The sequence below is a fragment of the Streptomyces sp. NPDC020996 genome (genome assembly GCF_040641355.1).
Classification (GTDB): domain Bacteria; phylum Actinomycetota; class Actinomycetes; order Streptomycetales; family Streptomycetaceae; genus Streptomyces.
Window position 1 is genome coordinate 30,968 of the sequence record NZ_JBFADM010000033.1, and the last position, 26,901, is coordinate 57,868.

A 26,901-nucleotide genomic window follows, 5' to 3' on the forward strand; every position below is an offset into this window, starting at 1 on the left:
GTTCAGCGCCGGGGTGAGGATGGAAGTGCGGCGTGCAGGCCGTCCGCCCGCCGTGTTCCTCCGGGGGGACGAGGAGGTCGCATCGTGTTCTATCTGGATCGTCGTGATGCCGGTCGGCGGCTGGCCGCCCGGCTGGCCCACCTCAAGGGCGCTGGGGTGGTGGTGCTGGGCCTGCCCCGGGGCGGGGTTCCGGTCGCAGCGGAGGTGGCCGGGGCGCTCGGCGCGCCGCTGGACGTGTGCCTGGTGCGCAAGCTGGGCGTGCCGTTCCAGCCGGAGCTGGGAATGGGAGCGATCGGCGAGGGCGGCGTACGCGTGATCAACGATGACGTGGTGCGCATGGGGAGGGTCACTGCCGAAGAGCTGGCCCGGGTCGAGGCCCATGAGCGGGAGGTGCTGCAGAGCCGTGCCCGGCACTACCGGGGCGGACGGGAGCCGGCCGATCTCCGGGGCCGCACGGTGGTGGTGGTCGACGACGGGGTCGCCACCGGGTCGACGGCGCGCGCGGCCTGCCAGATCGCCCGCGCCCGCGGGGCCGCACGGATCGTGCTGGCGGTCCCCGTGGCGCCGCACGACTGGACCGCCCGGCTCGGCGATGACGCCGACGAGCTGGTGTGCCCGTACACCCCCAGGAGTTTCTTCGCGATCGGCGAGTTCTACGCCGACTTCTCGCAGACCGACGACGACGAGGTCGTCGCCTGTCTGGAGGAGGCGGCCGCCCACCCGGTGAGCACGCGCCACACCGAGCCGCATCACGTCGTGCCCGAGGACCGGGAGGCGGACGTGCAGGCCGGCGGGGCGGTGCTGCGCGGGCAGCTGACGGTGCCCGACGGCGCGAGCGGGGTGGTGCTGTTCGCGCACGGCAGCGGCAGCAGCCGGCACAGCCCGCGCAACCGGTTCGTCGCGGCCGGGCTGAACCGGGCCGGGCTGGGCACCCTGCTGTTCGACCTGCTCACCGAGCGGGAGGAGATCAACCGGGCCAACGTCTTCGACACCGGCCTGCTGGCGCAGCGTCTGGCGGACGCCACCGGCTGGCTGCGCCGGCAGCCCGAGTGCGAGGGGCTGGCCGTCGGCTACTTCGGGGCCAGCACCGGCGCCGCCGCCGCGTTGTGGGCGGCCGGTGAGCCCGGCGCGCGGATCGCGGCGGTCGTCTCCCGGGGCGGCAGGCCCGACCTGGCCGGGCCGCGGCTGCCCGCGGTGGCGGCGCCCACGCTGCTGATCGTCGGAGGCCACGACGAGCTGGTCCTCGACCTCAACCGCGACGCGCAGTCCCGGCTGCACTGCGAGAACCGGCTCGCGGTCGTCCCCGGCGCCACTCACCTCTTCGAGGAGCCCGGAGCCCTGGAGAAGGTCACCGAGCTGGCCCGCGACTGGTTCGCCGACCACATGGTCCCGGTCACCCACGCGGCGTCCTGAATTCGGTCGCCCGCTCCGTCCGGCGCGTGCGCCGGGAATCTCCTCGCCCAAAGCCGGTGGCCCAACCCGCACGGGGAAGGATCCGTCGAAGGCGGGACTGCCGATTGCGACGAAGTCGTAACAAGGCAGCCGTACCGGAAGGTGCGGATGGATCACCTCTTTTCTCAGGGAGCTGTCCTCGACCGCGTTTTCTCAGGGAGATGTCCTCGACCGCGCTGACAGACCGGTCAGGCACGCTGTCGGGTTCCAGGGAACGAAAGCGCCTGCGATTGCGGGCGGGGCGACCCGTCCGCGACCGCAGGCGTCGGCGTGTTTCAGGCCTGGGTGATCTCGATGTGCTTGGACCTGGTCCCCTGGGACTTGGGGACGACGACCGTCAGCACCCCGTCGGCCAGCGTCGCGGTGACCTCCTCCTCCTTGACGTCGGACGGCAGCAGAACCCGGTACTCGAAGCGTCCCGTGCGCCGGGTGCTGCGCCGCAGCACACCTTCACGCTCCTGCTCCTTGTACTCGCCGGCGATGCACAGTTCCCGCTCGCTGAGCTCGATGTCGATGTCCTCACCCTCGATGCCGGGCAGTTCCGCCTCGACGAAGTAGGCGTCGTCGGTCTCCCGCAGATCGGCCGGCGGGGACAAGACCGTGGCGGCGGGCGCGGCGCCGGCGGCCTCCAGGAAGCGGTTCATCCGCTCGAAGAGGTCACCGAACTCGGCGGCGATCGGCTCGCTCCAGCCCAGGGTGGGGAAGGAACGTTCCAGGAGCCGGCCATGCTGGTGGTGTACGGGCAGGGTCATCGCGGTTCACCTCCGCGGAACGACGGCAATCGGGTCAACTCCATGCTGCGCGCCTCCACCGCACCGGGCGACTCGGACACCGCACCGTCCTGGTCGGCCTCCCGCGTCGGCGGTCAGCCCGCGGGCTGGAGGAACAGTGCGCGGATGTCGTGCGGGAGTTGTTCCAGGACCGCCTCCAGGTGCCCGGTGGAAACGTGCTTGCGCACCACGGCCGTGACCGCGGGAACGATCCGGGGCACGTCCTCGGCGGCGACCTTGGCCTCCTGGACGAAGCGGTTGATGTAGCCCTCGCGGTCGTACTTGATCGGCACGATGCTGGGGTCCCAGCCGTCGTAGTAGGAGCCCCGCAGCAACTCCGGGAGCTGGGCGGCGAAGTGGGCGGCGACATCGACGGTGACCCGGTCGCGAAGCGTGTGCAGCCAGGTGCGCAGGACCCGGTGGGCGAGGTGGCGGTCCTCGGTTCCCAGCGCTTCCGACACCGCTTTCAGCCAGATGTTCGCGGTGTGGATGGCGTGCTCGAAGTCGGGATGGTGAGTGGCGGGCATGGTCTTCCCTTCCGGTCTGTCCATGGCTGCCGTGCGCCGGGCGGTACGGCGACGCCTGCACGTGGGGGCGCCTTCGTGTCCGGACGCCTTCGTGTCCGGACGCCTTCGCGTGGGGAGCGGTCGGCGCGGTCGGCAGTCGGCTAGTTCAGAGGTGGCGGGGTACGGCGGCCCCTGTCCGGCGGCGCCGCAGATGCGCGGCACGGGGCCCGCTCGGCGGTCGCTCTCCCTGCCCTATGGGCTCCATGCTAGGGCGGAGCGAACCGGTCGGCAGCCGCAGCGCCGCACGGCATCACGCCGCGGTCCCCGGCGCTGCCGGCCGATCCGATCCGGTCGAATCACGAGTCACGCTTCGTGGGAAACGTGCCCGCGTGCGGTGTGTTCGCCCACGAATTCGAGGTGGGCCTCGGGTCCGGGGAAGAAGACGGTCTCCCGGCCGTCGTCCGTCCAGCGCACGACGTACGGCGGTGTGCCGTCCGGATGCTCGAGGCGCACGATCTGTCCCCGGCGGCGCTGCCCGCCCAGATGCAGGGACTCCACCACGATCCAGTCTCCGACGTGTGCGCGCATGGGGTGCTCCCTTTGCCTGTTGTCCGTCTCTCCGACGCCGTCGGCGCCGGAGAGAGCGCGTGTCAGGGGTGTCGAACGGCTCACCCCTTCCCCCGGGGGCCGCCATCGGCGCCCGGGACCGGCACGCCCACTCTCCAGCGTACGCGGGCACACCCTGCCCCGCGCGGGGCCGCACCCTCCGCTCCGGCCCGCCCGCTCCGGCCCGCCCGCTCCGGCCCGCCTGCCCAAGCCCGGACGGCCACGCGACCGTGACCGCCGCCACCGGCCGCCGCTCCGGCCAGGGCCTCAGCCCTTGAGCACGCCCAGCGGCACCAGGCGCGCGACCAGCCGGCCCAGGCCGTTGTGCTCGCCCGCCCGGACGACCGCGTCGACGTCCTTGTAGGCCTCGGGCGCCTCCTCGGCGACGCTGCGCCAGGAGGCCGGGCGGACCGCGACCCCCGCACCGGCCAGCTTGCCGCGCAACTGCCGGACGGTGACCTCGCGCACCGCGCGGTGCCGGCTCCAGAGGCGGCCCGCGCCGTGGCAGCAGGAGTCGAACGCGTCGTTGCCGGGCACGCCGGTCATGACGTACGAGGCGGTGCCCATCGTGCCGGGCACGAACACCGGCTGGCCGAAGGGGCGCAGGGCCTCGGGCAGACCGGGGTGGCCCGGTGGCAGGGCGCGGGTGGCGCCCTTGCGGTGCACGCACAGCAGCCGCCGCCCCCCGTCGGCCGGGTGGGTCTCCAGCTTGGCCAGGTTGTGCGAGACGTCGTAGATCAGGTCCAGGCCCGCGCCGGTGACCTCGCGGAACACCTTGCGGGTGGCGTCGGCCAGCAGGTGGCGGTTGGCGCGGGCGTAGTTGGCGGCCGCGGCCATCGCGCCCAGGTAGGCGCGGCCTTCGGACGAGTCCACGGGCGCGCAGGCCAGCTGCGGATCGGGCACCTCGATGCCGTAGCGGCGCATCACCGTGCCCATCGTCCGTACGTGGTCGGTGCAGATCTGGTGGCCCAGCCCGCGCGAGCCGCAGTGGATCATCACGTACACCTGGCCCGGGCGCAGCTCGAAGGCCCGTGCGCACGTCTCGTCGTACACCGCGTCCACGGTCTGGATCTCCAGGAAGTGATTGGCCGAGCCCAGGCTGCCGACCTGCCCGGCACCCCGTTCCAGGGCGCGCTCGCTCACCTGGGTGACATCGGCGTCGTCCACGGCGCCGCGGTCCTCGCACCGCTCCAGGTCGCGCCGCGTGCCGTGGCCCCGTTCGACCGCGTACCGGGCGCCACCGCGCAGCACCTCGTGCAACTGCGTCCGGTCGGCCGGCTGCCACAGGCCCCCGCGGCCGAGGCCGCGCGGGATGAGCGGGTCCAGCCGGTCCATCAGATCGGGCAGCCGGGGCAGCAGGACGGAGCGGCTCACGCCCGCGGCGAGCAGGCGCACCCCGCAGGAGATGTCGAAGCCCACTCCGCCGGGCGAGACGACGCCGCCGGAGGCGATGTCGGTGGCGGCCACTCCGCCGATCGGGAAGCCGTAGCCCCAGTGGATGTCGGGCATGGCGTACGAGGCACGCACGATGCCGGGGAGCGTGGCCACGTTGGCCACCTGCTGCAACGCCTGGTCATGGGGTTCGGCGGGCAGCAGCTCGCGCGGGGCGCAGACGACGCCGGGGACCCGCATGGCACCGGTCCGTTCGATCCGGAACCGCCAGGGGCCCTCCGCGGTCAGTTCGATGTCCATGTCGGTGCCGTTCCTCGGCGTTTCGCCCCGGTGCCGGACACCGGGGCGGGCGTCACACATCCAACGTCACACGGCAGGCCCACCCGTGCGACCCCTGGGCCAGCGAGAGCCCGTGCAGGGCGACCGCCTTGGGCACGGCCCCGGTCTGCGCGGCCGCCCGGCTGTCGATCATCGTGAAACGCACGCGCACCCCGTTCCGGGCCGGTACGACGACGACCTCCGCGGGAAGCTCACCCGCCGTGTCCATGCGGTAGACGACCTCATCGAGCACGGCGGCCAGCAGGTGCGCGTCGTCCTCGGCGGGCACCGCGCACTCCCGGGTGACGCCGGGGGCGGCGGCGGGCAGGTCGGCGAAGCTGCCCACCACGCCGCGCACCGCCTCGGCGATGCACTCCTCGCGGGTCGGCGCCCACGCCTCCACGCGCAGATCGCCGGTGTGCGGAAGGCGCCGGTGGCCGCGCGGCGACGGCTCGGGCTCGGCAGGGGGCACCGGACGTCCTCCCCGGCACGGTCGACTGTGCGAACACGTCCGCCGTTTGTGCGGACACGTCCGTTGTATCGGCATACTCCCCGGACCGCGCGCCGGGACGGGACGGATCCGGGAGGCGGCGCCGGCCCGCCCCGCTGTCAGGGGGGCGGAGCCCGGGCGGTCGCCGCGGCTCAGCGCGCGGGTGCACCAGCCGATGATCGCCGCGTTGACCAGCGCTCCGAAGACGACGGCCGCGACGAGCATCGCGGCGCCGTCCGGGAGGACGAGCAGCCCCAGACTCGCCGGGGCGGTGGCGAGGACGGGGATGACGGCCGCCATGGACTCACCCGAGTCGTCGGTCACGCCCCCGCGAACGCCCGCACCACAGGGCGGCACAGCCGGGGAGGTGGACGCGGCCGACGACGCCGAAGGCGTCGCGCGGCCGACGGGGCAGGGATCGGCCGGAAGCGGTAACGGTCACGCGACGGACTCCTCGGCCGGGTGCCGGTACCGACGGGATAGTGTGCCCCGGTGACCACGCATTCGAACACTCCTGCAGGCTGGTATCCGGATCCGCACGGAGCGCCACAGACGCTTCGTTACTGGGACGGCGCCCAGTGGACCCAGCACACCAGCCCGGACCAGGGCGCCCAACAGGCCCCGGCCGCCCAGCAGGTGCCCCAGCAGGCGCCCCAGCACGCGCCTCACCAGGTGCCCCAGCAGGCCGGAGTTCCCGACCCCCGCGTTCAGCGTCAGGTGCAGCAGCAGGCCGGGGTCGCCGCGGGCGGCCCCGGCGGCGGCACCCTGTTCACCGAGCCGGTCCTGGTGGTCAACCAGAAGGCCAAGCTGATCGAGCTGACCAACGAGTACAAGGTCATGGATCAGAACGGCAACCAGATCGGCTCGGTCACCCAGGTGGGACAGAGCGCGCTGAAGAAGGTGCTGCGCTTCGTCTCCAGCCTCGACCAGTTCATGACCCACAAGCTGGAGATCCGCGACGCCTACGGACAGCCGCAGCTGCTGCTCACCCGGCCCGCGAAGTTCTTCAAGTCGCGGGTGATCGTGTCGCGTCCGGACGGCTCGCCGGTCGGTGAGATCGTCCAGCAGAACATGATCGGCAAGATCAACTTTGCCATGAACGTGAACGGCCAGAAGGTCGGCGCGATCAAGGCGGAGAACTGGCGCGCCTGGAACTTCGCGATCGTCGACCACGCCGACAACGAGGTCGCCCGGATCACCAAGACCTGGGAAGGCCTCGCCAAGACGATGTTCACGACCGCCGACAACTACGTCCTGCAGATCCACTACCAGCTGCCCGAGCCGCTGCTGAGCCTCGTCGTCGCCACGGCGCTCACCGTCGACACGGCGCTCAAGCAGGACTCGCGCGGTTTCGGCTGAGACCGGCCGTGACGGCGTACGGCGCCCCGGCCTCGTCCGCCGGGACACGCCGGGACACCGGCGCCGGTCCGCCCGGGGCGGTCTCCGGGCACGGTGCGGCCGTCGCCGCCGGCGGGTGCGCGTCTGCCATGTCCCTGCGTCCCGCCCGAACAAGGCGGAAGGAGCGGAAGGAACAGGGCCGGCGGCCCGACGAGCACGGGATGCCAGGGGCTTTCCGGCCGAGGCCGGCACAGGCGTCTGAGAGGCAGTCCGGGTACAGCCGCCGCGCCCGGATTCGTACGACCGGCCGGACAGCGCGGTGATGACCTCCTCGGTCCGGTGCCGCACCGGGCCGAGGGCCGCCGCACCGGACGGCCGCGTGGCGGCACCATGCCCGCGTGCCCCGGCAGGAACAACGGACGAGCGCGGTGGGGCGGGGCCCGCGGCCCGGCGGGCGCGGGAGAGCTGTCGGCATGCTCGTGGTGGTGACGGTGAAGCCCGACGGGACGCAGGCTTTCGGCCCGGCCGTGGCTTTCGGCCCGGTCTGAAGGTCTGCGGCCCGGTCTGAAGGTCTGCGGCCCGGTCCGTGGGCAAGGCCCGGTCGGAGGCGCCTCGACCTGGAGGCGGGGCGGGCTTTCCTGCTGAGGTCGGCACCGCCGTCACAGGGGTGTGAGGTGCCCTCGTGCCGGTTGCCGGGGGACCAGTGCCGGTTCCACCGAGGCGGTCTCCGGCTGTAGCGCGAGCACCGCCGCGACCGGGTGGTCGTCGTCCGCGGCCTCGGGCGTCGCACGGCTCAGCAGCAGCACGCCCCAGGACGCGAGGCCCGCTCCCGCCAGGGCGAGGAGCACGCCCGCCGGGCCGGCCTGCAGCCGCTCGCCGAGCAGGAGGAGCCCGATCACCGCGGCGGCCACCGGGTTGGCCAGCGTCACCACTGCGAGCGGGGCGCCCAGACCGCCCCGGTAGGCGGTCTGCGACAGCAGCAGCCCGCCCGTCGCGAACGCCGCCACCAGCAGCGCCACCCCGACGGCCTGCCAGCCCGGCAGCGCGCCGGACCCGCCGGTCGCGGCCACCGTCACGGTCTGGGTGAGCGCCGAGGCCACCCCGGAGGCGAAGCCGGACGCGGTCGCGTGCCGCAGGCCGGGCCGGGCGCCGGGCCGGGCCAGCAGCCCTATCAGCGCCGCCGTCGTCCCCGCCACCGCCAGCGCCTCCGGCACGCTCAGCACGTCGTCGGGCGCGGGCCCGGACGCCACGACGAGGATCGCGCCGAGGCCCGTCAGCGTGAAGGCGGTGCCCCGCCACTCCGCCGCGCTGACCCGCCGCCCGGCGATCCGCGCGCCGAGGGGCACCGCCGCGACCAGGGTGAGCGCACCGAGCGGCTGCACCACGGTCAGCGGGCCGTACCGCAGGGCGACGACGTGCAGCAGCGCGCCGGCCCCGTTGAGCGCGACCGAGCACCACCAGGCGCCCGAGCCCAGAAGCCGCAGGGCACCCGTCCCGGAGCGGCGGGAGGCCAGCCGTTCCTGGGCCACCGCGGCGGAGGCGTAGGCGACGGCGGAGACCAGCGACAGCACGAGGGCGAGGACGGCGGCGCTCATCGGCCCGCTCCGACCAGGGGGGCGTCCTCGGCGTGTTCGGCGTCGTTGAAGTCGCCGGCGTCCTTGAAGTCCTTGAAGGTGCTGAAGTCCTTGGCGTCCCTGGCGTCCCTGGCGTCCTCGGCGGCGGCCGCCTGGGCCGGTACGGGCCTCGCGCGCCCGTCGTCGGCGGTCGTCGCCGTCCGGTGCGGCGGGCGGATCGCCGCGAGGGCGGCGCCGAGCAGCGCCGTCGCCGCGAGCGCGTCCAGCCAGTAGTGGTTCGCCGTGCCGACGATCACCAGCAGGGTCAGCAGCGGATGCAGCAGCCACAGCCATCGCAGGCGCGACCGGGTCACCAGGATCAGGCCGGCCGCCACCATCAGGGCCCAGCCGAAGTGCAGCGACGGCATCGCCGCGAACTGGTTCGACAGGTGGTCGGTGCGCGGCGGCCCGTACACCGAGGGGCCGTACACGTGCCCGGTGTCTACCAGGCCGGTCGCCGCGAGCATGCGCGGCGGGGCGAGCGGAAACCCGAGGTGCAGCACCAGGGCCGCCGCGGTGACCGCGGAAAGGACGCGGCGGGCCCAGACGTAGTGCGCGGGGCGCCGCAGGTAGAGCCAGACCAGGAAGGCCGCGGTGGCGGGGAAGTGGACGGTCGCGTAGTAGGTGTTCGCGATCTGTGGGAGGCCGTGGCCGTGCAGCAGCAGGGACTGGACGGCGCCCTCGCCGGGCAGGTGGACCGCCCGCTCCAGGTCCCACACGCGGTCCGCGTTGCGGTAGGCCTCGGCGGTGTGACCGGCCACCAGTTGCCGGCCGGCCTTGTAGACGAGGAAGAGTCCCGCGACGAGCAGGATCTCGCGGACGAGCGGCGGCCGTGTCACGGCCGCCGGCGCTGCCTGTGCAGGCTCGGTGCGCGCATCCATCCCCCGGCCCCTTCGCTGACGTGGTGTGTGTGCTGCTTGCGGGAGGAGACTCGGCTCATGGCCGAAACTCATCAGTGCGTCATCGGGACGCCCGCGTATCGATACGTCAGTGTACCGATACGTTGATGTACCGATACGTTGGTGTACCGATACGGCAGTGTACCGATACGCGGCTGTACCGGTACACTGGCGTATCGATAGACATACGCCACACCGGACCGCGGTATTCCCCGCCGCCGGACACGAGCGAGGAGAAGAGAGATGACGTCGCAGGCCGCGGAGGGACCGGAGTCGGTCGCCGCCTCGCGCCGCTCCAAGATCACGCCGGAGCGTGAGCGGGAGTTCTACGACGCCGTCCTCGAGCAGATCCGCGAGTGCGGGTACGACGCCGTGACCATGGAGGGCATCGCCGCGAGCACCCGCTGCAGCAAGTCCACGCTCTACCGGCAGTGGAAGACCAAGCCGCAGTTCGTGGCGGCGGCGCTGCGTTCGTCCCGCAAGGTGCGCTTCGCCGGCATCGACTCCGGCTCGCTCGCCGAGGACCTGCGGCTGGCCGCGCGGGCCGCGGGGGACTGGACGGGCAAGGACACCCGGCTGCTCCAGGCGCTCGGCCACGCCGTCACGCAGGACCGGGAATTGCAGCAGGCGCTGCGCGAGGCGCTCGTGGACCCGGAGATCACCGCGCTCAGGGAGATCCTGCGGCGCGGAGTCGACCGGGGTGAGATCGCCGCCGACCATCCGGCGCTGGAGTTCGTGCCGACGCAGATCTTCGGTGTCCTGCGCGTCCGCCCGGTCCTGGAGGGGAAGTACGCCGACCCGGACTACCTGGTGCGGTTCGTGGAGGCCGCCGTGCTGCCCGCGCTGGGACTGACCTGAGACCCAGGCCGCCGTCCGTGGGATGACAGGACGGTGGCCTGCTCGCGCCGCACCGTGGGGACGGGGGCGGCGCGCACCCCCCAGCCGGGTGGGGTTCCTCTTGAGCGGAGAGGCGCCCCACCCGGCTGATCCGCAGCGCTCAGACGTTCTGGCCGTTGCCGCTGCCGGTCGACACCTTGATGCCCTTGGTGATGTCGTCGATGACGGACTGCTGCTCGCCGACGTCCACGCCGAAGCGGACCACGACGATCCGGGAGGGGTCCGCGGGCGACGGGAACGCGAGCGACTCGACGTAGCCGTCGGCGCCCTTGCTGGTGACCGCCTTCCAGCGGACCAGATAGCCCTTCTGCCCGGCCACGGTGACCGCCTTGGCGGCCAGCACGTCGTGCGAGGTGATCGAGCCGTAGCTCTTGCCGCCGTAGGACTCCTCGGCGTTCTTCTTGATGTCGGCCTTCGCGACCGCCTCGGCCGTGCTGCCCGCGGTGCCGAGCGCCTCGGCCGGCGCCGAGTAGGCACCGCCCTTGGTGCAGGTCGCGGAGGTGTCGCCGGGGCACTTGTAGGAGTCGTTGGACGTCACCTGTGCGCCCGCGGTGATCTCCTGGCCGTACCAGCCGTCCGGGATCGGGATGCTGATGCCGCTGATCGCGTCGGTCACCGACCCACTCTCGATCTTCGGCGCCTCGGACTGTCCGGGCCCGGGCGCCTCGGACCCGCCCGAACCGCCGGACCCGCCGGAACCTCCCGAATCCCCGGAGCCGCCGGGACCGCCGGGGCCGCCGAACGGGCCGCCCTGGCCCTCCTGGCCGCCGGGGCCGCCCTGGCCGCCCGGCCCCTGCGGCGCGCCGGCGCTGGTGCCGCCCGAGCCGCCGCCGTCGGACAGCGCGTACACGCCCACGCCGATGCTCGCGAGGACCACCACGGCCACCGCGACGGCTATGCCCGTACGCGCGCCGCGCCGCGGGGCGGCCGGAGGCTGGGCGGGATAGCCCGGGTAGCCCATTTGGCCTGGGTAGCCCATTTGGCCCGGGTAGCCAGGTTGGCTCGGATAGCCCGGTTGGGCCGGCTGCCCGGGATAGCCCGGATATCCGGGGTGGCCGGGAAGGGTCGGCTGAGTGGCCGGATGCGCTCCGCCCGCGGGATCCTGCGCCGGGGGACCCCATACGGCGGCCGTGCCCGCGGGGCGGGTCCGGTCCGTCCATGCCTTGCCGTCCCACCAGCGCTCGGTGGCGGGACCCTCACTTGTCTGCCCGGGATCGGGGTACCACCCGGGAGGAGTCACCTGCGTCATGCCCCCACCGTATGAGGCGTCGGTGAAAGCGGGATGAGAGGATCCGCCCTCCGGACGGTTCCGGCGCGTGCGCGGCCTCGGCGAGGGCGTCGACGAGGGCGTCGGGCCCGGTCCCACGGGCGTGTTCCGGCCACCCGGACGCCCGCCGCCACGGACGGCGTGGAGGCGGGCCCGCGGCCCGTCCGGCTGCGTGTCCGCGTCCGTGGCCCGTTCGGCTGGGCGTCTGCGTCCGTGGCCCGTTCGGCTGGGCGTCTGCGTCCGCGGCCCGTCGGGTCGGGCGTCCGTGTCCGCTGCCCGCCCCGGGTACGTGCGCCGTCGTACGGTCCGGGGCAATGGGTGAGTGACCGTCAGGGAAACGGCGGGCAAAGGGCGTTGGGTGTCCCGCGCCGCCCGCCCCTACCTGTCGTGGACTGTGCCGGCAACATCCGGCCGGACCGGTCTCCGGTTCGGCATGCGGACGGCTACTCTCGAGTTCGGTACGTCGTCCGGGCGACTCGGGGAGGTAGCGGGATGACGGAGGGCCGGCCCACAGAGGCCGCCTCGGCTTCCCTGTGGGAGCGCGAAGAGGAGGTCGCCGCCGTCACGCGGGCGATCGACAGCCTCTGCGCCGACGAGTCGTCCGCGGGCAGCCTCCTGGTGATCAGGGGCGAGGCCGGCTTCGGCAAGACCGCCCTGCTGGCCGAGGCCCGGCGCATCGCCGAACAACGCCGCTGCACGGTGTGGGCGGCCCGTGGCGGCGAGACCCTCAGATCCGTCCCCTTCAACGTCGTACGGCAGTTGCTGCAGCCCGCGCTGGTGTCGCTGATGCCCGAGGAGGCCCGCGAGTACCTCGGCGACTGGTACGACGTCGCGGCCCCGGCGCTCGGGATTGCGGAACCCGGCGAGCACCAGGCCGACCCGCAGGGGGTGTGCGACGGCCTGGTCGCCGCGGTGCGCCGGCTCGCCCGGCGCCACTGGCCGCTCGTGCTGCTGATCGACGACGCGCACTGGGCCGACGAGGAGACGCTGCGCTGGCTCGCCGCGTTCGCCGGACGCCTCGCCGACCTGTCCGTGCTGGTCGTCGTCGCCCGCCGCCCCGGCGGAACCGGCGGCGCGAGCGCAGGCCACCTCGACGCCGTCGCCGCCGCGGCGGACGGCACCGTCACCACCCTGAGGGCGCTCACCCCGGACGCCACCGCGGGGCTCACCCGCGCCACTCTGGGCAGCCATGCCGACGACCCGTTCTGCCGCGAGGTGTGGGCGGTCACCGGCGGCAACCCGTACGAGACCGTCGAACTCCTCGCCAAGGTGCAGGACAGCGAGCTGGAGCCGACCGAGAACGCGGCGGCCGAACTGCGCGCCCTGAACCGCTCCTCACGCGGCGGCGGCCTCGTCGCCCGCCTCGAAGGGCTCGGCATCGACGCCACCCGGTTCGCCTGGGCGGCCGCGATCCTCGGCACCGGCATCTCCGTCGACCTGGTCGCGCGCCTCGCCACCCTGAACCGCGAGGACGCGCTGCGCTGCGCCGAACTGCTGCGCGGCGCCCGCATCCTGACCGAGACCGACCCCGCCGACCCACAGGCCGACGACGGCGAACTGGAGTTCGTCCACCCGCTGATAGCGAGCGCCGTCTACCAGTCCATCCCCGACGCCCTGCGCACCGCCATGCACGGCATCGCCGCCCAGGTCGTCACCGACTCCGGGCTGGGGCCCGCCGCGGCCTCCCGTCACCTCCTCCTGGTGCACCCGGACGACGACCAGGAACTCGTCGAGCAGTTGCGCGAGGCCGCTCACGAACACCTCGCCGTCGGCGCCCCCGACGCCGCCCGCCGCTGCCTCGAGCGCGCTCTGCGGGAGCCGCCCACCCCCGACGTCCACGCGCGCGTGCTGTACGAACTCGGTTGCGCCACCCTGCTGACCGCGCCCGCCAGGACCGTCGAGCACCTGCGGTCCGCGCTCGCCCTGCCGGGCCTGGAGGGCGACGCCCGCGTCGACGCCGTCTGCCGGCTCTCCCAGGCCCTGCTCCACAACGGCCAGCTGGACGAGGCCGTCCGCACCGTCGAGGCCGAGGCCGCCCGGCACCCGGAGGGCCCCGCCAGGACCCGGCTGCAGGCCGTGCAGTACATGTGGGAGGGCGTCCACGCGGGCGAGGAGGGCCCGCCCGGCCGCTCCGAGCGCCTCGCCGCGCTCGCCCGGGGCTGCGCCGGCCGCAACAACTCCGAACGCGCCGTGCTGATGCTGCGCGGCTTCGACGCCCTGCTCCAGGGCGAGAACGCCGAGGAGGTAGTCGGCCTGTGCGACCGCTCCCTGGTCAACGGCCGCCTCGCCCCGGGACTCGGCTGGACCGACACCGAGTGGGGTGTCGAACCGCTGCTGATGCTCGCCAGTTCCTACGCCTACACCGACCGCCTCGACCGCGCCGAGAGTCTCTGCAACGAAGCCGTGCGCGCCTACGAGTCGGCCGGCTGGAGCGGCGGCCACCTGGCACTCGCCCACGCCCACCTCGGACTCGGGTACCGCAGGCGCGGCCGGCTCCGCGAGGCCGAGGCGTCCCTGCGCGAGTCGCTGCGCCTGGCCGAACGCGTCGGCCGCGGCCTGCCCCTGTACTGGAACGCGGCCTGCAACCTGGTCGACGTCCTGCTCGCCCGCGGCCATGTCGACGAGGCCTGGGCGGTCGCCGAGCGGCACGGTTTCGCGCCGCCCTATCCGTCCACCGTCGTGATGCCCGACCCGCGGTCGGTGCGCGGCCGGCTGCTGCTGGCCGTCGGCCGGGTCAAGGACGGCGTCAACGAGCTGGAGGAGGCCGAGAAGGCGGCCGCCGCGCGCGGCCACCACAACCCGGTGGCCGTCCCCTGGGCCCTCGACCTCGCCCGCGCCCTGGCCGCCGAGGACCCGGCACGGGCCGGTCGGCTCGTCGCCGACGCCCGCAGGCGGGCCGAGCGCTTCGGCACGGACACCGCCGTAGGAGAGGCGCTGCGCTGCGCCGCCGCGCTGGAGACCGGCCAGCGCGCGGTGCGGCTGGCCGCGCAGGCCGTCGCCTACCTGGAGGCCTCGCCCTGCCAGTACGAGCACGCCGCCGCCCGGGTCGAGCACGGCATCGCCGCCCGCTCGGCCGCCGAACTCGACCGGGGCCTGGCGCTGGCGCGTTCCTGCGGCGCGGACGGCCTGGCGGCCAGGGCGCAAGAGGCGCTGCGCGCCGTCCGGGGACCGCGGTAGCCCACGAGACGGCCGACGACCGCCCGGCGACCACGACCGCCCGGCGACCACGGGCCCCCGGCGACCACGGGTGCCCGGCGACCACGGGTGCCCGGCGACCACGGGTGCCCGGCAGCGACGGGCCCCGCGCGCACCAGGGCCGCAGACCGCTTGCTGCGCTCGCGGCCGGCAGGCGGCCCGAGGCGATCGGCCGCTTGTGCCCGCTGGGTCGCGGGTTGTGGGGTGGGCCCGCGTGAGGGCGGGGGTCAGGATGTGGTCGGGGTGGCTGGTCGGTGGCGGTGGTTGGCTGCTTGTGCCCGCTGGGTCGCGGGCCGGCCGGTGCGCCCGGTGCGCCCGCGCCGGCCGGGTGCCGTCGCAGCAGCCGCCCGTGGGCGACTCCCGTGTCGCAGCGGCCGACCGTGCGCCACTTCCGCGCCGCCGGGGTCGGCAGGCGCGGTGTGGCACGGCGCGAGCGCGGGCGGCGAGCGCGGACTCGCCGTGGCGGCAGGGCGAGGCGCCGGCCGGCGGGGTCAGCGTTCTTTCCGTGGCGCCCCGTCCTCCTCGGCGTCCTCCTCGGCGAGCACGCGCTCGGCCGTCGCGAACGCCGAGTTCGCCGCCGGGACCCCGCAGTACACGGCCGTCTGCAGCAGCACCGCACCGATCTCCTCGGGCGTCAGCCCGTTGCGCCGCGCCGCCCGCACGTGCATGGCCAGCTCGTCGTAGTGGCCGTGCGCGACCAGCGCAGTGAGGGTGATCATGCTGCGCTCGCGGCGGCTGAGCGTTGGGTCGGTCCAGATCTCGCCCCAGGCGTAGTGGGAGATGAAGTCCTGGAAGCGTGCGGTGAACGGGGTCTGCCGGGCCTGCGCCCGGTCCACGTGCGCGTCGCCGAGCACCTGGCGCCGTACCTCCATGCCCCGCTCGGCGTCCCCGTCGAAATGGGTCCGCAGGGCCGTGAGTACGGCTTCCGGGCGTTCGGCGGGCGCCAGGTGGGAGGCGCCCGGCAGTTCCACGAGCGCGGCGCCCGGCACCGCGTCCGCGATCTCCCGCAGATGGGCCGGGGGCGTCGCCGGGTCCTCCCGGCCGGCCACCAGCAGCGTGGGCGCGGAGATCCCGGCCAGCCGGTCGCGCAGGTCGTAGGCGGCCAGCGCGTCGCAGCAGGCGGCGTACGCGTCCGGATCGGTGTTCCGGTGGTCGCGCACCAGCTCCGGCACGGTGAACCCGGGTGTGAACCAGCGGGCGTCGGCGCTCTCGACCAGCCAGTCCATGCCCTCCCGGCGGATCCGCTCGGCTCGCTCCTGCCAGGGCTTGGCGCCGTTGAAGTGGGCCGAGGAGCAGATGACGGCCAGCGAGGACACCCGCTCGGGGTGGTGCACGGCGAGGTGCAGACCGACCGCGCCGCCCAGCGACACGCCCGCGTAGGCGAACCGGTCGACGCCGAGCGCGTCGGCGAGCGCGAGGACGAGGTCCGCGAGGTCGGCGACGGTGGCGCCGGGCCCGATGAGATCGGCCGACGAGCCGCCGTGTCCCGGCAGGTCCCAGCGGATCACTCGGTGGGTGACGGACAGCTCGGGCGCCACCTTGTCCCACAGGGCGTAGGAGGTGCCCAGCGAGGGCCCGAGCAGCAGCGGGGGAGCGGAAGCGGGCCCCTCGGCACGGTGATTGAGGAGTGTGTCGGTCAACGTCGCTCCAGCGCACGGTCGGTGAGGGTTCCGGCGGAGCCGGTGTAACGGGTGGGGTCGGTCGCGTCGCCCAGGTCAGTGCCCTCCAACGCCGGTTCTCCGGCGAGGAGTTCGGCCAGCGGGCGGCCTTCGGTGTGGGTGCGCCGGGCCAGTTCGGTGAGCAGGGCCTTGGCGCGGGCGCGGCCCAGGACGCCGGCCAGTTCGGCCGACAGCCGCTCGGAGACGATCAGCCCGTGGGTGAGCTCCAGGTGCTCGCGCATCGCGTCCGCGTGCACCCGCAGCCCCTCGGCCAGTTCGGCGGCGTCGCGGGCGGCCCCGCCGACCAGCCGGAGCAGGTCCCTGAGCGGCTCCCACTCGGCGTGCCACGCCCCGGCGGGCCGCTCGTCCTCGGCGACCAGCGAGCCGTACAGGGTGGCCGCGAGCTGCGGCGCGCGCCGGGCCGCGGCCGCCACCAGCGTGGCTCGCACCGGGTTCGCCTTGTGCGGCATGGCGGACGAACCGCCGCCGCTGCCCTCGGCGACCTCGGCGATCTCGGTGCGCGAGAGGGTCAGCACGTCGACGGCGGCCTTGCCCAGCGCCCCGGCCGTGAAGGCCAGGCACCCGGCCAGGTCGGCGACCGGGGTGCGCAGCGTATGCCAGGGCAACAGGGGTGCCTGGAGGCCGAGTTCACGGGCGTACGCGGCGGGCAGCTCAGTGGGGTCGGCGGCCCCGTACGCCGTGAACGCCGCCAGGGTCCCCGCCGCGCCGCCGAGTTGCGCGGGCAGCGAGCCGCGTACGGCGGCGACGCGGTCGCGTGCGTCGAGCACCAGCGACCGCCACCCGGCCGCCTTCAGCCCGAACGTGGTCGGTACGGCGTGCTGGGTGAGCGTGCGTCCCGGCATCGCGGTGTCGCGGTGGGCGGCGGCGAGCCGGGCCAGCGCCCGCTCGGTGCGGCCGAGGTCGGCGAGGACCGGGTCCAGGGCGCGCACGGCGACCAGCATCGTCGCCGTGTCCATGATGTCCTGGCTGGTGGCGCCCCGGTGGACGTAGCGGCCGTGCTCCTCGCCGGCCGCCCGCGTCAGGTCGGCGACCAGGGGAATGACCGGGTTGCCGCCGGCCCGGGCGCGTTCGGCGAGGGCGGCCACGTCGAAACGGGCCGGGTCGGCCGCCCGCGTCACCGCGTCCGCCGCCTCGGCCGGGACGAGCCCGAGGGCGGCCTGCGCGCGGGTCAGCGCGGCCTCCGCGTCGAGCAGGGCCCGCAGGAACGCGCCGTCGCTCGTCGCGGACGCGGCGGGAGAGCCTGCCCACCCCGGGGCGAGCAGGCCGTCGGAACCGGCAGATGTCACTGGAACTCCAGGAAGACCGTCTCGCCCTCGCCCTGAAGGCGGATGTCGAAACGGTAGGTGCCGTTGCCCTCGTCCCGCGCGATCAGCGTGTCGCGGCGGTCCGCGTCCAGCCGGGACAGCAGCGGGTCGGCCGCCAGCGCCGCCTCGTCGCCCGGCAGGTAGATCCGCGTGAACAGGTGCACGAGCAGGCCCCGCGCGAACACGCACACGCTCACGTACGGGGCGTTGTGCCCGCGTGCCCCGGGCCGCAGGGTCCGCGCGTACCAGTGGCCGTCGGCGTCGGTCTGGATGCGCCCGAACCCGGTGAACTCCACGCCGTTGCGGCCCAGATGGTCGCCGGTGGCCGGGTCCCGCCGCATCGAGCCGTCGGTCGTCGGCAGGTTGCCCCGGGTGTCGGGGCCCCACAGCTCCACCAGGGCGTCCGGCAGTCCCCTGCCCTCGCCGTCGTACACATGGCCGTGCACGGTGACGGTGTCCGGGTGCCCCTGGGGCGCGATGTCCTCGCCGCCGCGGAACGGCAGCGCGAACCCGTAGAAGGGGCCGACCGTGTGCGAGGGGGTGGGCAGCACGTTCTCCGGGCTGCTGGTGTCGGTCTTCGTCATGTCGGGTCAGCGTCCTTCTTCGATCCAGGTGGCGTTCGGGCCGTCCAGCACGATGTCCCAGTGGTAGCCGAGCGAGAACTCGGGGACGGACAGGCTGTGGTCGTACGTCGCGATCAGCCGCTGCCGGGCGGCGTCGTCGGTGACCGACTGCAGGATCGGGTCGTAGGGGAAGAGCGGGTCGTTCGGGAAGTACATCTGCGTCACCAGCCGCTGCGTGAACGCCGAGCCGAACACCGAGAAGTGGATGTGGGCCGGCCGCCAGGCGTTGACGTGGTTGCGCCAGGGGTAGGGGCCGGGCTGGATGGTGGTGAAGCGGTAGCAGCCGTCGTCGTCGGTGAGCGTACGGCCGACCCCGCTGAAGTTCGGGTCCAGCGGGGCGTCGTGCTGCTCGCGCTGGTGGGCGTAGCGGCCGGCCGAGTTGGCCTGCCAGATCTCGATGAGCTGGCCGCGCACCGGGCGGCCGTCGCGGTCCAGCAGCCGGCCGGAGACGGTGATGCGCTCGCCGACCGGCTCACCGGTGTGCTGGCGGGTGAGGTCGTTGTCGATGCCGGTGAGGTCGCGCTCACCGAAGGCGGGGGAGGACAGCTCCACCAGCTCCGGGTCCTTGGAGACGTCGATGGCGATCGGCGGCTGCTTGGGGTGGCGCAGCACGGAGGAACGGTACGGGGCGTAGTCGCGGCGCGGGTGGTGCTCGACGGGGGCGCCGCCGGCGACGCGTTTCTCGTACGCGTCGTGCTCGGCGGCGATCTCGAGGTCGATGTCGTGCTGGGTCAGTGTCATGGGATCAGCGGCTTCCTTGGCGTGCGGGCGACGACGGCGAGGCGGGCACCTGAGACGTACCCGTTCCGAAATAGTCAGGGCACTGATTAATTGGTGAAGTTTCCTTCACGCTGCCATCGTCCCGGCCGCGACGTCAAGACCCCGGAAATGGCTGGGTCAGGGGTGTGGGAAGTCCGGGCAGACAGTCCGCGTCGCACCGGGTATCGTTCAGTGCACCAACGAATTCGAGCGTGCGTCAACGCATCGACAAGCGTGCGTCAACGCATGGACAGGGGAGCGCGCATGGCCGCGGTGGACCTCACCACCCATCCCGGGCACCTGGCCCGGCGGCTGCAGCAGGCCCACTACCTGCTGTGGAACACGATGGTCTCGGAGGAGATCACCTCCCCGCAGTTCGCGGTCCTCAACGCGCTCGTCGCCGAACCGGGCCTCGACCAGCGCACGGTGGGGGAGCGCGTGGGGCTCGACCGGTCCACGATCGCCGAGGTGATCAGCCGGCTCGGCCGCCGCGGGCTGCTCGACAAGGTGCGCGATCCGCAGGACGGCCGCCGCTTCCTGCTGCGCCTCACGGACGAGGGGCTGCGCACCCACCGCAAGCTGACCGTGCGCACCGCCCGGATGAACCAGGTCTTCCTGGCGCCGCTGTCCGCCGCCGAGCAAGGCGTCTTCTTCGAGCTCATCCAGCGGGTCGCGGACGCGGCCGAGGGGCTGCGCAATCCGCCGGAGTCGCCGGCGGCGCGGGGCTGAGCCCCCGGTGCGGAGGGCCGGCCCGCCCCGGTGACCCCGGGCTGATCAGGATCTCGGCGCGAACACCACCCACACCTGGCCCCGCGCGAATCCGACCTGCGACCCGTCCGCGGCCGTGAACCGGGTGCCGTCGTCGGCCCGCTCGCGCGTCCAGCCGACGTCGTAGACCCGCCCGTCGCGCAGCACCTGCGCCTTCCCGGAGCCCACCGTCTCGGTGTACGGCGTGTTGTTGCCGAGGAAGTCGCGGAAGGCGGACGGGCGCACCTTCACGTACTGCACGACGACGGTGGCGGGCGCCACCCGCTCGCCCGCCGTCGTCACCGCGGGCGTCCCGTCCATCGACACCAGCCAGCGGTGCCGGCTCGCCGACCAGGTGAAGGTGAAGCGGGCGGCCGGGTAGCGCACGGTCCGCGAGGACTCCGGCCGGCCGCCCTTGGGGGCGGCGCCGTAGCGGAAGCCGGTCGTCAGCGCGCCCGGGCCCGGCGCGGCGGACAGCAGGCGGCCGGGGCGCAGGTAGAGGTTGTGCGGGGCGGACCGGTCGGTGCCGCGGAAGTAGGCCTTCGGCGCCTCGTCGGGGGTCTCGGGCGTCAGCGGCGCCCTGTCGATCAGCGGCAGCAGCTTGTGCTGGGCTCCGGAGAACGCGAGCAGCGGGTCGTCGAACTGGCCGAGCAGCTCCAGATCGGACTCGCGGGCGCTGCGCACCGGCCCCACGACCTTCGGCAGTCTGCTCGCGTACACCGCCATCAGGCGGCTCAGTCCGCCCTCGACCTGCTCGGCGTAGACGACGTCGGCGGAGTCGAGGCCGGTGTGCGGCCGTGCCGCGGGCGCGTTGTCGATCTTCACGGCGAGCACGGAGCCGCCGGCCGCGTCCTGGCTCGGCGCCGGCGTCCGCGGGTTCCCGCTGCCGTCGTCCTGCGTGTGCCCTCCCGAGCAGCCCGCCATCAGCGCGGCCGTCATCGTGGCGGCCAGCAGGGCCGCCGTCGTCGCGGTGCGTCGCCTGCGTGCCGTGCGTTGCGTGCTCACCCTGGCCACCACTCCCTTGTGTCACCGATTGTCCGACAAGGGGGCAGGAGTGGCCATAGCCGATCGGTCCTGATCGTGTGCGCCGGACGGGCCGATCGGCCCCGCGCACGGTTCGCCCCCGGGCGCCCGGGTACCCGGCCGCCATCGCAGACCGGACCGGACAGGACAGGAAAGGATCAAGCAGGCAGAAAAGGACAGAGTCGGATGAGACCGGACCGGCGCAGGGCGCAGGACGCAGGACGCAGGACAGGCATCGGCGACGGAGGGAGCGGCCGCCATGAAGGCAGTGACCTGGCAGGGCAAGCGCGACGTACGGGTGGAGACCGTGCCCGATCCGAAGATCGAGGAACCGACCGACGCCGTCATCCGTATCACGTCCACCGGACTGTGCGGCTCCGACCTGCACCTCTACGAGGTGCTCACCCCCTTCATGACGCCCGGCGACATCCTCGGGCACGAGCCGATGGGCATCGTCGAGGAGGTCGGCGCCGGAGTGCCGGACCTCTCGGTGGGCGACCGGGTGGTCGTGCCGTTCCAGATCGCGTGCGGCAACTGCTGGATGTGCCAGACCGGACTGCCGACCCAGTGCGAGACCACCCAGGTCACCAGCGAGGGCATGGGCGCCGCCCTGTTCGGCTACACCCGGCTGTACGGCTCGGTGCCGGGCGCCCAGGCCGAGTACCTGCGCGTGCCGCAGGCGCAGTTCGGCCCGATCAAGGTCCCGGAGGGACCGCCCGACGACCGCTTCGTCTACCTCTCCGACGTCCTGCCCACCGCCTGGCAGGCGGTCGCCTACGCGGACGTCCCGCAGGGCGGCAGCGTCGCCGTGCTCGGCCTCGGGCCGATCGGGGACATGGCCTGCCGCATCGCCCGGGCGCGCGGCGCCGGGCGGGTGTTCGGGGTGGACCTGGTCGGCGAGCGGCTGCGCCGGGCCCGCGCGCGGGGCGTGGAGACGTACGACCTCAGGGGCTTCGACAGCGAGAAGGAACTGGTCGCGGCGATCCAGGACCAGACCGACGGGCGGGGTCCGGACGCCGTGATCGACGCGGTCGGCACCGAGGCCCATGGCAGCGCTGTCGCCCGCCTCACCCAGCAGGCCTCGGCCATGCTGCCAAGGAAGGTGGGCGGACCGTTCGCGGAGCGCTTCAGCGTCGACCGGCTCGCCGCCCTCCACACGGCCATCGAGCTGGTGCGCCGGGGCGGCACGATCTCGCTCTCCGGCGTCTACGGCGGCATGGCCGACCCGCTGCCCATGCTCACCCTGTTCGACAAGCAGATCCAGATGCGCATGGGGCAGGCCAACGTGCGCCGCTGGGTCGACGAGATCCTCCCGTACCTCACGGACGAGGACCCGCTGGGCGTGGACGACTTCGCCACCCACCGGGTGCCGCTGTCCGACGCGCCGCGCGCCTACGAGATGTTCCAGAAGAAGCGCGACGGCGCCGTCAAGGTGCTCATGCATCCCTGAACCGGGAGCGCGCGGCCGGCGGACCGGTGGCACGGTCGGCGGACCGGGAGCGCGCGGCCGGCGGACCGGTGGCACGGTCCGTCGGTGAACCGGGAACACGTGGTCAGCCGGGGGAGCCGAGGATCTGGTCCAGGTCGTAGCGCACCGGCTCCTCCAGCTGCTCGTAGGTGCAGCTCTCCGGTGTCCGGTCCGGGCGCCAGCGGCGGAAGCGGGCGGTGTGCCGGAACCGCGCGCCGTTCTCCATGTGGTCGTACGCCACCTCGGCCACCCGCTCCGGCCTGAGCGGCACCCAGGACAGGTCCTTCTTGCCCGACCAGCGGCTCGGCGCGCCCGGCAGCCGGGCCGTCTCGTGCGCCGCCTCGTCGGACCAGGCCGCCCAGGGATGGCCGGACACGTCCGCCATGCGCAGCGGCTCCAGCTCCTCGACCAGCTCGGCCCGCCGCTTCATGGAGAAAGCCGCCGACACGCCCACGTGCTGCAGGGCGCCCCGGTCGTCGTACAGACCCAGCAGCAGCGAGCCCACCACGGGCCCGGACTTGTGGAGGCGGTAGCCGGCGACGACGACGTCCGCGGTGCGCTCGTGCTTGACCTTGAACATGGCGCGTTCGTCCTGCAGATAGCGCAGGGTGAGCGGCTTGGCGACGACACCGTCCAGGCCCGCCCCCTCGTATTCGTCGAACCACTGCGCCGCCACGTCGATGTCGGTGGTCGCCGGCGCCACATGGACGGGGGCCGTCACCTCGGACAGCGCCATGACCAGCAGGGACCGCCGGTCGGCGAGCGGCACGTCCATCAGCGACTCGTCCGCGAGGGCCAGCAGGTCGAAGGCCACGAACGACGCCGGCGTCCGCTCGGCGAGCGTCCGCACCCGGGAGGCCGCCGGGTGAATGCGCTCGGTGAGCGCGTCGAAGTCGAGCCGGCCCTCCCGGGCGATCACGATCTCGCCGTCCAGCACGCAGCGTTCCGGCAGCCGCTCCCGCAACGCGTCCACCAACTCGGGGAAGTACCTGGTCAGCGGCTTCCCGGTGCGGCTGCCCAGCTCGATCTCGTCCGCGTCGCGGAACACGATCGCCCGGAACCCGTCCCACTTCGCCTCGTACTGCATGCCCGGCGGGATCTTCGCCACCGGCTTGGCGAGCATCGGCTTCACGGGCGGCATCACCGGGAGATCCATGCTCCGATTCTGCTCGCTCCCGCCCCCGATCGCCCGGTATGCGAGCTTTGCCGGGTGCGCCTACCGTGGCTCGCATGGGCGAAGCGGTGGAACTCGAGACGGGCGGGCGCACCGTGCGGCTGTCCAGCCCGGACAAGGTCTTCTTTCCCGAGCGCGGCTTCACCAAGCTGGACCTCGCCCGGTACTACCTCGCCGTCGGGCCGGGCATCCTGCGCGCCCTGCGCGACCGGCCCACCACCCTGGAGCGCTACCCGGAGGGCGTCACGGGCGAGTCCTTCTTCCAGAAGCGCGCCCCCAAGAACATGCCGGACTGGATCCCGACCGCCCACATCACCTTCCCCAGCGGGCGCAGCGCCGACGAGATGTGCCCCACCGAGGAGGCCGCCGTCCTGTGGGCCGCGCAGTACGGCACGCTCACCTTCCATCCCTGGCCGGTGCGCCGCGACGACGTCGACCGCCCCGACGAACTGCGCATCGACCTCGACCCGCAGCCCGGCACCGACTACGCGGACGCCGTCCGCGCCGCCCACGAACTGCGCGCCGTGCTGGACGAGTTCGGCGGCCTGTGCGGCTGGCCCAAGACCTCCGGCGGCCGCGGGCTGCACGTCTTCGTGCCGATCGAGCCGCGCTGGACCTTCACGCAGGTGCGGCGCGCCGCCATCGCCGTCGGCCGCGAGCTGGAGCGCCGGATGCCGGACCATGTGACGATCCGCTGGTGGAAGGAGGAGCGCGGCCGGCGCGTCTTCGTCGACTACAACCAGACCGCCCGCGACCGCACCGTCGCCTCCGCCTACTCCGTACGGCCCCGCCCGCACGCCCCCGTCTCGGCGCCGCTGCGCTGGGAGGAGGTGGGCGACGCCGACCCGCGGGACCTCGACCTCGCCACCATGCCCGTGCGCTACGCCGAACTCGGCGACGTGCACGCCGACATGGACGACCACCGCTACTCCCTGGACGCCCTGCTCGAACTCGCCCGCCGCGACGAACGCGACCACGGGCTCGGCGATCTGCCGTACCCGCCGGAGCACCCGAAGATGCCGGGCGAGCCCCGGCGGGTGCAGCCGAGCCGCGCACGCGGGGTGGTCCCTCCCGGTGACTCCTCGACCCCCTGATGCACGAACTTCGTCCGGATTGCGGATAAAACGCCGGATGGCCGGGAAATGTCCCACAGATTCACCACACATTTCCCGCATTTCCCATCCATACACTCCGCAAGAGGGCCGGGGGTTCCCGCATGGACAGACGCGCTTTCAACCGACGGGTCCTGATCGGCGGCGCGGCCGCCGCGACATCGTTGTCCCTGGCTCCGGAGGCGGTGTACGCCGACGGGGACGTGCACGCCGACGGGGACGCGCGGACCGCACCGGCCAACGGGGCCGTGCGGACCGCGCCGGCCGGCGGGCAGGTCAGGCACCTCACGGTCTACGCCGAGGAGCTCGGCCGCGGGCGGCTGGGCTACGGCCTGAAGCGGGGAGAGGCCACGATCCCCGGCCCGCTGATCGAGCTCGTCGAGGGCGACACGCTGCACGTCGAGTTCGTGAACACCACTGACGTCCCGGCCAGCATGCACGTCCACGGCCTGGACTACGACGCCGCCAGCGACGGAACGCTCCTGAACCACAGTGCGGTCGACCCCGGCGGCACCCGTACCTACACCTGGCGCACACACACCCCCGGCCGCCGCGCGGACGGCACCTGGCGGGAGGGAAGCGCCGGCTACTGGCACTACCACGACCACGTCATCGGCACGGAGCACGGCACGGCCGGCATCCGCAGGGGCCTGTACGGTCCGGTGATCGTCCGCAGGAAGGGCGACGTCCTCCCGGACCGGACGCACACGATCGTCTTCAACGACATGACCATCAACAACAGGAAGTCGGGGCCCGACTTCGAGGCGACCGTGGGCGACCGGGTCGAGTTCGTGATGATCACGCACGGCAATCTCTACCACACGTTCCACCTGCACGGGCATCGCTGGGTCGACAACCGCACGGGCCTGCTGACCGGCCCGGACGACCAGGCGCAGGTCATCGACAACAGGATCGTGGGCCCTGCCGACTCCTTCGGCTTCCAGGTGATCGCGGGGGAGGGGGTCGGGCCGGGGGCGTGGATGTACCACTGCCATGTGCAGAAGCACGCCGACATGGGCATGATGGGCCATTTCCTGGTCCGGCGGCCGGACGGGACGATCCCCGGTCACGAGGGGCACGAGCACTGACGGATCATGGGCGGGTGACGCTTCTGCTGACCCGCAGCGACCTCCAGGCCGTGCTCGACGTCGACGAGTGCCTGTCCGCCCTGCGCGCCGGGTTCCGTACGGCGCACACCGTGCCGGTCCCCGGACAGCGGATCCGCACCGACCTGCCGTTCCCGGGGACGGCCACGGCGCTGATCCCCGGGGTGCTGCCCGGTGTCGAGGCGTACACCGTGAAGGTCAACGCCAAGTTCCCGGGCGCCCGGCCCGCGTTGCGCGGCGTGATCTGCCTGCACAGCGGCAGGGACGGGGAGTTGCTCGCGCTGCTGGACTCCGCGACGGTCACCGCCTGGCGGACCGGGCTGGCGGCGGCGCTGGGCACGCACGCCCTCGCCCGGCCGGGCGGGGCGGTGGGGGTGATCGGCGCGGGCGCGCAGGCCGAGCTGATGGTGCGCGGCCTGCGCGCGCTGCGGGACCTCGGCGGCCTCGTCGTACACGACACGGACGGCGCATGTGCCGCCGCGTTCGCCGCGCGGCACGGCGGTCGTGTCGTGGGCAGTGCGCCCGAGGTGGCCGCGGCCGCCGACGTCGTGCTGCTGGCGACCTGGGCGCGGGAGCCGTTGCTGCGGCTGGCGGACACCCGGGAAGGACAGCACCTCACCAGCCTGGGCGCAGACGAGCCCGGCAAGCAGGAACTGGCGGCCGACCTGCTGCAGAACGCCCTGCTCGTCGTCGACGACCGCGAACTCGCCGCGCGTACGGGCGCCCTGGCGGCGGCCGGACTGCCGGCCGCGGCCGCCGACGCGACCCTGGGCGAGGTGCTGCGGGGCGAGCGTCCCGGGCGGACCGGCGGGGAGGCCCGCACCGTGTACGCGCCGGTGGGGCTTCCCTGGCAGGACCTGGCGCTCGCCTGGGCGGCGTACCGCAGGGCGGAGCGGGACGGCCGGGGGCAGCGGGCCGACCTGCTGGCGTGACCCGGCCGGCCCACCGGCGTGACCCGGCCGACCTGGCGTGACCCGGCCGACCTGGCGTGACCCGGCCGGCCTTCCGGCGCGCCACGGCGGGCGGATACGGCGGGCGGAACGGTGCGCGGACGCGGCGGGCGGACACGGTGTGCAGCCGCGGCGGGCGGACACGGCGCGCGTTCGGCGGCGAGAGCGCTCTCTCCTCACCGCCCGTCCGGAGCTATTCTGATCCGCACCCGC

The 26,901-nt window shown here is 73.9% G+C and carries 23 protein-coding genes, 1 pseudogene and 1 other annotated feature; of the genes and pseudogenes, 9 read left to right on the plus strand and 15 right to left on the minus strand.

Annotated elements, in window-relative coordinates; translation table 11 throughout:
- Positions 1–84 precede the first annotated feature (84 nt).
- Positions 85–1,413: a phosphoribosyltransferase family protein gene (locus tag AB0G63_RS22260; RefSeq protein ID WP_360752865.1), complete on the plus strand. Its 1,329-nt coding sequence runs from the start codon at positions 85–87 to the stop codon at positions 1,411–1,413.
- A gap of 13 nt (positions 1,414–1,426) precedes the next feature.
- Positions 1,427–1,563 (plus strand) — a sequence feature (16S ribosomal RNA rRNA prediction is too short).
- A 164-nt stretch (positions 1,564–1,727) separates the two neighbouring features.
- On the opposite strand, the gene AB0G63_RS22265 is transcribed toward AB0G63_RS22260, so the two are convergent.
- From AB0G63_RS22265 to AB0G63_RS22290, 6 genes and pseudogenes are all read right to left on the minus strand, one after another.
- Complete coding sequence (locus AB0G63_RS22265) at positions 1,728–2,204, minus strand: Hsp20/alpha crystallin family protein (RefSeq protein ID WP_360752868.1); 477 nt, start codon at positions 2,202–2,204, stop codon at positions 1,728–1,730.
- 113 nt (positions 2,205–2,317) lie between these two features.
- On the minus strand, positions 2,318–2,749 hold the full coding sequence (locus AB0G63_RS22270) for a DUF2267 domain-containing protein (protein ID WP_360752871.1): 432 nt from the start codon (positions 2,747–2,749) through the stop codon (positions 2,318–2,320).
- A gap of 342 nt (positions 2,750–3,091) precedes the next feature.
- Positions 3,092–3,316: a DUF1918 domain-containing protein gene (locus AB0G63_RS22275; protein WP_324790343.1), complete on the minus strand. Its 225-nt coding sequence runs from the start codon at positions 3,314–3,316 to the stop codon at positions 3,092–3,094.
- Between the two features lie 285 nt (positions 3,317–3,601).
- A complete protein-coding gene (locus tag AB0G63_RS22280; RefSeq protein ID WP_360752874.1) occupies positions 3,602–5,026 on the minus strand; it encodes an RtcB family protein in 1,425 nt (474 codons plus the stop codon).
- 52 nt (positions 5,027–5,078) lie between these two features.
- A complete protein-coding gene (locus AB0G63_RS22285; RefSeq protein ID WP_360752983.1) occupies positions 5,079–5,591 on the minus strand; it encodes an archease in 513 nt (170 codons plus the stop codon).
- A gap of 81 nt (positions 5,592–5,672) precedes the next feature.
- A pseudogene (locus AB0G63_RS22290) lies at positions 5,673–5,949 on the minus strand (hypothetical protein); the annotation flags it as partial.
- A gap of 77 nt (positions 5,950–6,026) precedes the next feature.
- Between AB0G63_RS22290 and AB0G63_RS22295 the strand changes: the two are divergent.
- Positions 6,027–6,893, plus strand: a complete 867-nt coding sequence (locus AB0G63_RS22295) for a phospholipid scramblase-related protein (protein ID WP_360752877.1) — start codon at positions 6,027–6,029, stop codon at positions 6,891–6,893.
- 638 nt (positions 6,894–7,531) lie between these two features.
- Here the strand turns inward: AB0G63_RS22295 and AB0G63_RS22300 are convergent.
- Together AB0G63_RS22300 and AB0G63_RS22305 are read right to left on the minus strand one after the other, a co-directional pair.
- Positions 7,532–8,467 (minus strand): hypothetical protein, encoded by a 936-nt coding sequence (locus AB0G63_RS22300; RefSeq protein ID WP_360752880.1) that lies wholly within the window; start codon positions 8,465–8,467, stop codon positions 7,532–7,534.
- Positions 8,464–9,366, minus strand: coding sequence for a phosphatase PAP2 family protein (locus tag AB0G63_RS22305; protein WP_360752882.1), 903 nt, complete (start codon positions 9,364–9,366; stop codon positions 8,464–8,466). The genes AB0G63_RS22300 and AB0G63_RS22305 overlap by 4 nt, the downstream gene beginning before the upstream one ends.
- A 261-nt stretch (positions 9,367–9,627) precedes the next feature.
- On the opposite strand from AB0G63_RS22305, the gene AB0G63_RS22310 reads away from it, so the two are divergent.
- Positions 9,628–10,242 (plus strand): TetR/AcrR family transcriptional regulator, encoded by a 615-nt coding sequence (locus AB0G63_RS22310; protein WP_360752885.1) that lies wholly within the window; start codon positions 9,628–9,630, stop codon positions 10,240–10,242.
- 139 nt (positions 10,243–10,381) lie between these two features.
- On the opposite strand, the gene AB0G63_RS22315 is transcribed toward AB0G63_RS22310, so the two are convergent.
- Positions 10,382–11,530: a DUF2510 domain-containing protein gene (locus AB0G63_RS22315; protein WP_360752887.1), complete on the minus strand. Its 1,149-nt coding sequence runs from the start codon at positions 11,528–11,530 to the stop codon at positions 10,382–10,384.
- A gap of 510 nt (positions 11,531–12,040) precedes the next feature.
- On the opposite strand from AB0G63_RS22315, the gene AB0G63_RS22320 reads away from it, so the two are divergent.
- Entirely contained in the window at positions 12,041–14,725 is a 2,685-nt protein-coding gene (locus AB0G63_RS22320; RefSeq protein WP_360752890.1) for an AAA family ATPase, read from the plus strand.
- Positions 14,726–15,234: 509 nt separating this feature from the next.
- Here the strand turns inward: AB0G63_RS22320 and pcaD are convergent.
- The 4 genes from pcaD to pcaH are packed head-to-tail and all read right to left on the minus strand — an operon-like array spanning position 15,235 to position 19,090.
- Positions 15,235–16,383 (minus strand): 3-oxoadipate enol-lactonase, encoded by a 1,149-nt coding sequence (gene pcaD, locus AB0G63_RS22325; protein WP_360752893.1) that lies wholly within the window; start codon positions 16,381–16,383, stop codon positions 15,235–15,237.
- Positions 16,380–17,708, minus strand: coding sequence for a 3-carboxy-cis,cis-muconate cycloisomerase (pcaB, locus tag AB0G63_RS22330; RefSeq protein WP_360752895.1), 1,329 nt, complete (start codon positions 17,706–17,708; stop codon positions 16,380–16,382). The genes pcaD and pcaB overlap by 4 nt, the downstream gene beginning before the upstream one ends.
- Entirely contained in the window at positions 17,705–18,310 is a 606-nt protein-coding gene (gene pcaG, locus AB0G63_RS22335; RefSeq protein WP_360752898.1) for a protocatechuate 3,4-dioxygenase subunit alpha, read from the minus strand. Before pcaG ends, pcaB begins: the two co-directional genes overlap by 4 nt.
- A 6-nt stretch (positions 18,311–18,316) precedes the next feature.
- Positions 18,317–19,090, minus strand: coding sequence for a protocatechuate 3,4-dioxygenase subunit beta (gene pcaH, locus AB0G63_RS22340; RefSeq protein ID WP_360752900.1), 774 nt, complete (start codon positions 19,088–19,090; stop codon positions 18,317–18,319).
- A 282-nt stretch (positions 19,091–19,372) separates the two neighbouring features.
- Between pcaH and AB0G63_RS22345 the strand changes: the two genes are divergently transcribed.
- Positions 19,373–19,837, plus strand: a complete 465-nt coding sequence (locus AB0G63_RS22345; RefSeq protein ID WP_360752902.1) for a MarR family transcriptional regulator — start codon at positions 19,373–19,375, stop codon at positions 19,835–19,837.
- A gap of 45 nt (positions 19,838–19,882) precedes the next feature.
- Here AB0G63_RS22345 and AB0G63_RS22350 read toward each other — a convergent pair whose 3' ends face one another.
- Complete coding sequence (locus AB0G63_RS22350) at positions 19,883–20,794, minus strand: DUF3048 domain-containing protein (protein WP_360752986.1); 912 nt, start codon at positions 20,792–20,794, stop codon at positions 19,883–19,885.
- Positions 20,795–21,137: 343 nt separating this feature from the next.
- Here AB0G63_RS22350 and AB0G63_RS22355 point away from each other — a divergent pair, with 343 nt between their 5' ends.
- Positions 21,138–22,328 carry a zinc-dependent alcohol dehydrogenase gene (locus AB0G63_RS22355; protein ID WP_360752905.1) on the plus strand — a complete coding sequence of 397 codons (1,191 nt, stop codon included), beginning with the start codon at positions 21,138–21,140 and terminating at the stop codon, positions 22,326–22,328.
- A gap of 103 nt (positions 22,329–22,431) precedes the next feature.
- Here the strand turns inward: AB0G63_RS22355 and AB0G63_RS22360 are convergent, their stop codons facing one another.
- A complete protein-coding gene (locus AB0G63_RS22360) occupies positions 22,432–23,502 on the minus strand; it encodes an ATP-dependent DNA ligase (protein ID WP_360752908.1) in 1,071 nt (356 codons plus the stop codon).
- Positions 23,503–23,576: 74 nt separating this feature from the next.
- Between AB0G63_RS22360 and ligD the strand changes: the two genes are divergently transcribed.
- The 3 genes from ligD (at position 23,577) to AB0G63_RS22375 (ending at position 26,670) form a co-directional block, all read left to right on the plus strand.
- Complete coding sequence (gene ligD, locus AB0G63_RS22365; RefSeq protein WP_360752911.1) at positions 23,577–24,614, plus strand: non-homologous end-joining DNA ligase; 1,038 nt, start codon at positions 23,577–23,579, stop codon at positions 24,612–24,614.
- Positions 24,615–24,736: 122 nt separating this feature from the next.
- Positions 24,737–25,720: a multicopper oxidase domain-containing protein gene (locus AB0G63_RS22370; RefSeq protein ID WP_360752913.1), complete on the plus strand. Its 984-nt coding sequence runs from the start codon at positions 24,737–24,739 to the stop codon at positions 25,718–25,720.
- A 14-nt stretch (positions 25,721–25,734) separates the two neighbouring features.
- A complete protein-coding gene (locus AB0G63_RS22375) occupies positions 25,735–26,670 on the plus strand; it encodes an ornithine cyclodeaminase family protein (protein ID WP_360752915.1) in 936 nt (311 codons plus the stop codon).
- Positions 26,671–26,901 lie beyond the last annotated feature (231 nt).

What these genes read in the sequence shown, in the direction of transcription:
- AB0G63_RS22265 (WP_360752868.1), bottom strand. Translation starts at nt 2,204, where the DNA reads ATGACCCTGCCCGTACACCACCAGCATGGCCGGCTCCTGGAACGTTCC.
- AB0G63_RS22270 (WP_360752871.1), bottom strand. Translation starts at nt 2,749, where the DNA reads ATGCCCGCCACTCACCATCCCGACTTCGAGCACGCCATCCACACCGCG.
- AB0G63_RS22275 (WP_324790343.1), bottom strand. Translation starts at nt 3,316, where the DNA reads ATGCGCGCACACGTCGGAGACTGGATCGTGGTGGAGTCCCTGCATCTG.
- AB0G63_RS22280 (WP_360752874.1), bottom strand. Translation starts at nt 5,026, where the DNA reads ATGGACATCGAACTGACCGCGGAGGGCCCCTGGCGGTTCCGGATCGAA.
- AB0G63_RS22285 (WP_360752983.1), bottom strand. Translation starts at nt 5,591, where the DNA reads ATGCCGATACAACGGACGTGTCCGCACAAACGGCGGACGTGTTCGCAC.
- AB0G63_RS22300 (WP_360752880.1), bottom strand. Translation starts at nt 8,467, where the DNA reads ATGAGCGCCGCCGTCCTCGCCCTCGTGCTGTCGCTGGTCTCCGCCGTC.
- AB0G63_RS22305 (WP_360752882.1), bottom strand. Translation starts at nt 9,366, where the DNA reads ATGGATGCGCGCACCGAGCCTGCACAGGCAGCGCCGGCGGCCGTGACA.
- AB0G63_RS22310 (WP_360752885.1), top strand. Translation starts at nt 9,628, where the DNA reads ATGACGTCGCAGGCCGCGGAGGGACCGGAGTCGGTCGCCGCCTCGCGC.
- AB0G63_RS22315 (WP_360752887.1), bottom strand. Translation starts at nt 11,530, where the DNA reads ATGACGCAGGTGACTCCTCCCGGGTGGTACCCCGATCCCGGGCAGACA.
- AB0G63_RS22320 (WP_360752890.1), top strand. Translation starts at nt 12,041, where the DNA reads ATGACGGAGGGCCGGCCCACAGAGGCCGCCTCGGCTTCCCTGTGGGAG.
- pcaG (WP_360752898.1), bottom strand. Translation starts at nt 18,310, where the DNA reads ATGACGAAGACCGACACCAGCAGCCCGGAGAACGTGCTGCCCACCCCC.
- pcaH (WP_360752900.1), bottom strand. Translation starts at nt 19,090, where the DNA reads ATGACACTGACCCAGCACGACATCGACCTCGAGATCGCCGCCGAGCAC.
- AB0G63_RS22345 (WP_360752902.1), top strand. Translation starts at nt 19,373, where the DNA reads ATGGCCGCGGTGGACCTCACCACCCATCCCGGGCACCTGGCCCGGCGG.
- AB0G63_RS22350 (WP_360752986.1), bottom strand. Translation starts at nt 20,794, where the DNA reads ATGACGGCCGCGCTGATGGCGGGCTGCTCGGGAGGGCACACGCAGGAC.
- AB0G63_RS22355 (WP_360752905.1), top strand. Translation starts at nt 21,138, where the DNA reads ATGAAGGCAGTGACCTGGCAGGGCAAGCGCGACGTACGGGTGGAGACC.
- AB0G63_RS22360 (WP_360752908.1), bottom strand. Translation starts at nt 23,502, where the DNA reads ATGGATCTCCCGGTGATGCCGCCCGTGAAGCCGATGCTCGCCAAGCCG.
- ligD (WP_360752911.1), top strand. Translation starts at nt 23,577, where the DNA reads ATGGGCGAAGCGGTGGAACTCGAGACGGGCGGGCGCACCGTGCGGCTG.
- AB0G63_RS22370 (WP_360752913.1), top strand. Translation starts at nt 24,737, where the DNA reads ATGGACAGACGCGCTTTCAACCGACGGGTCCTGATCGGCGGCGCGGCC.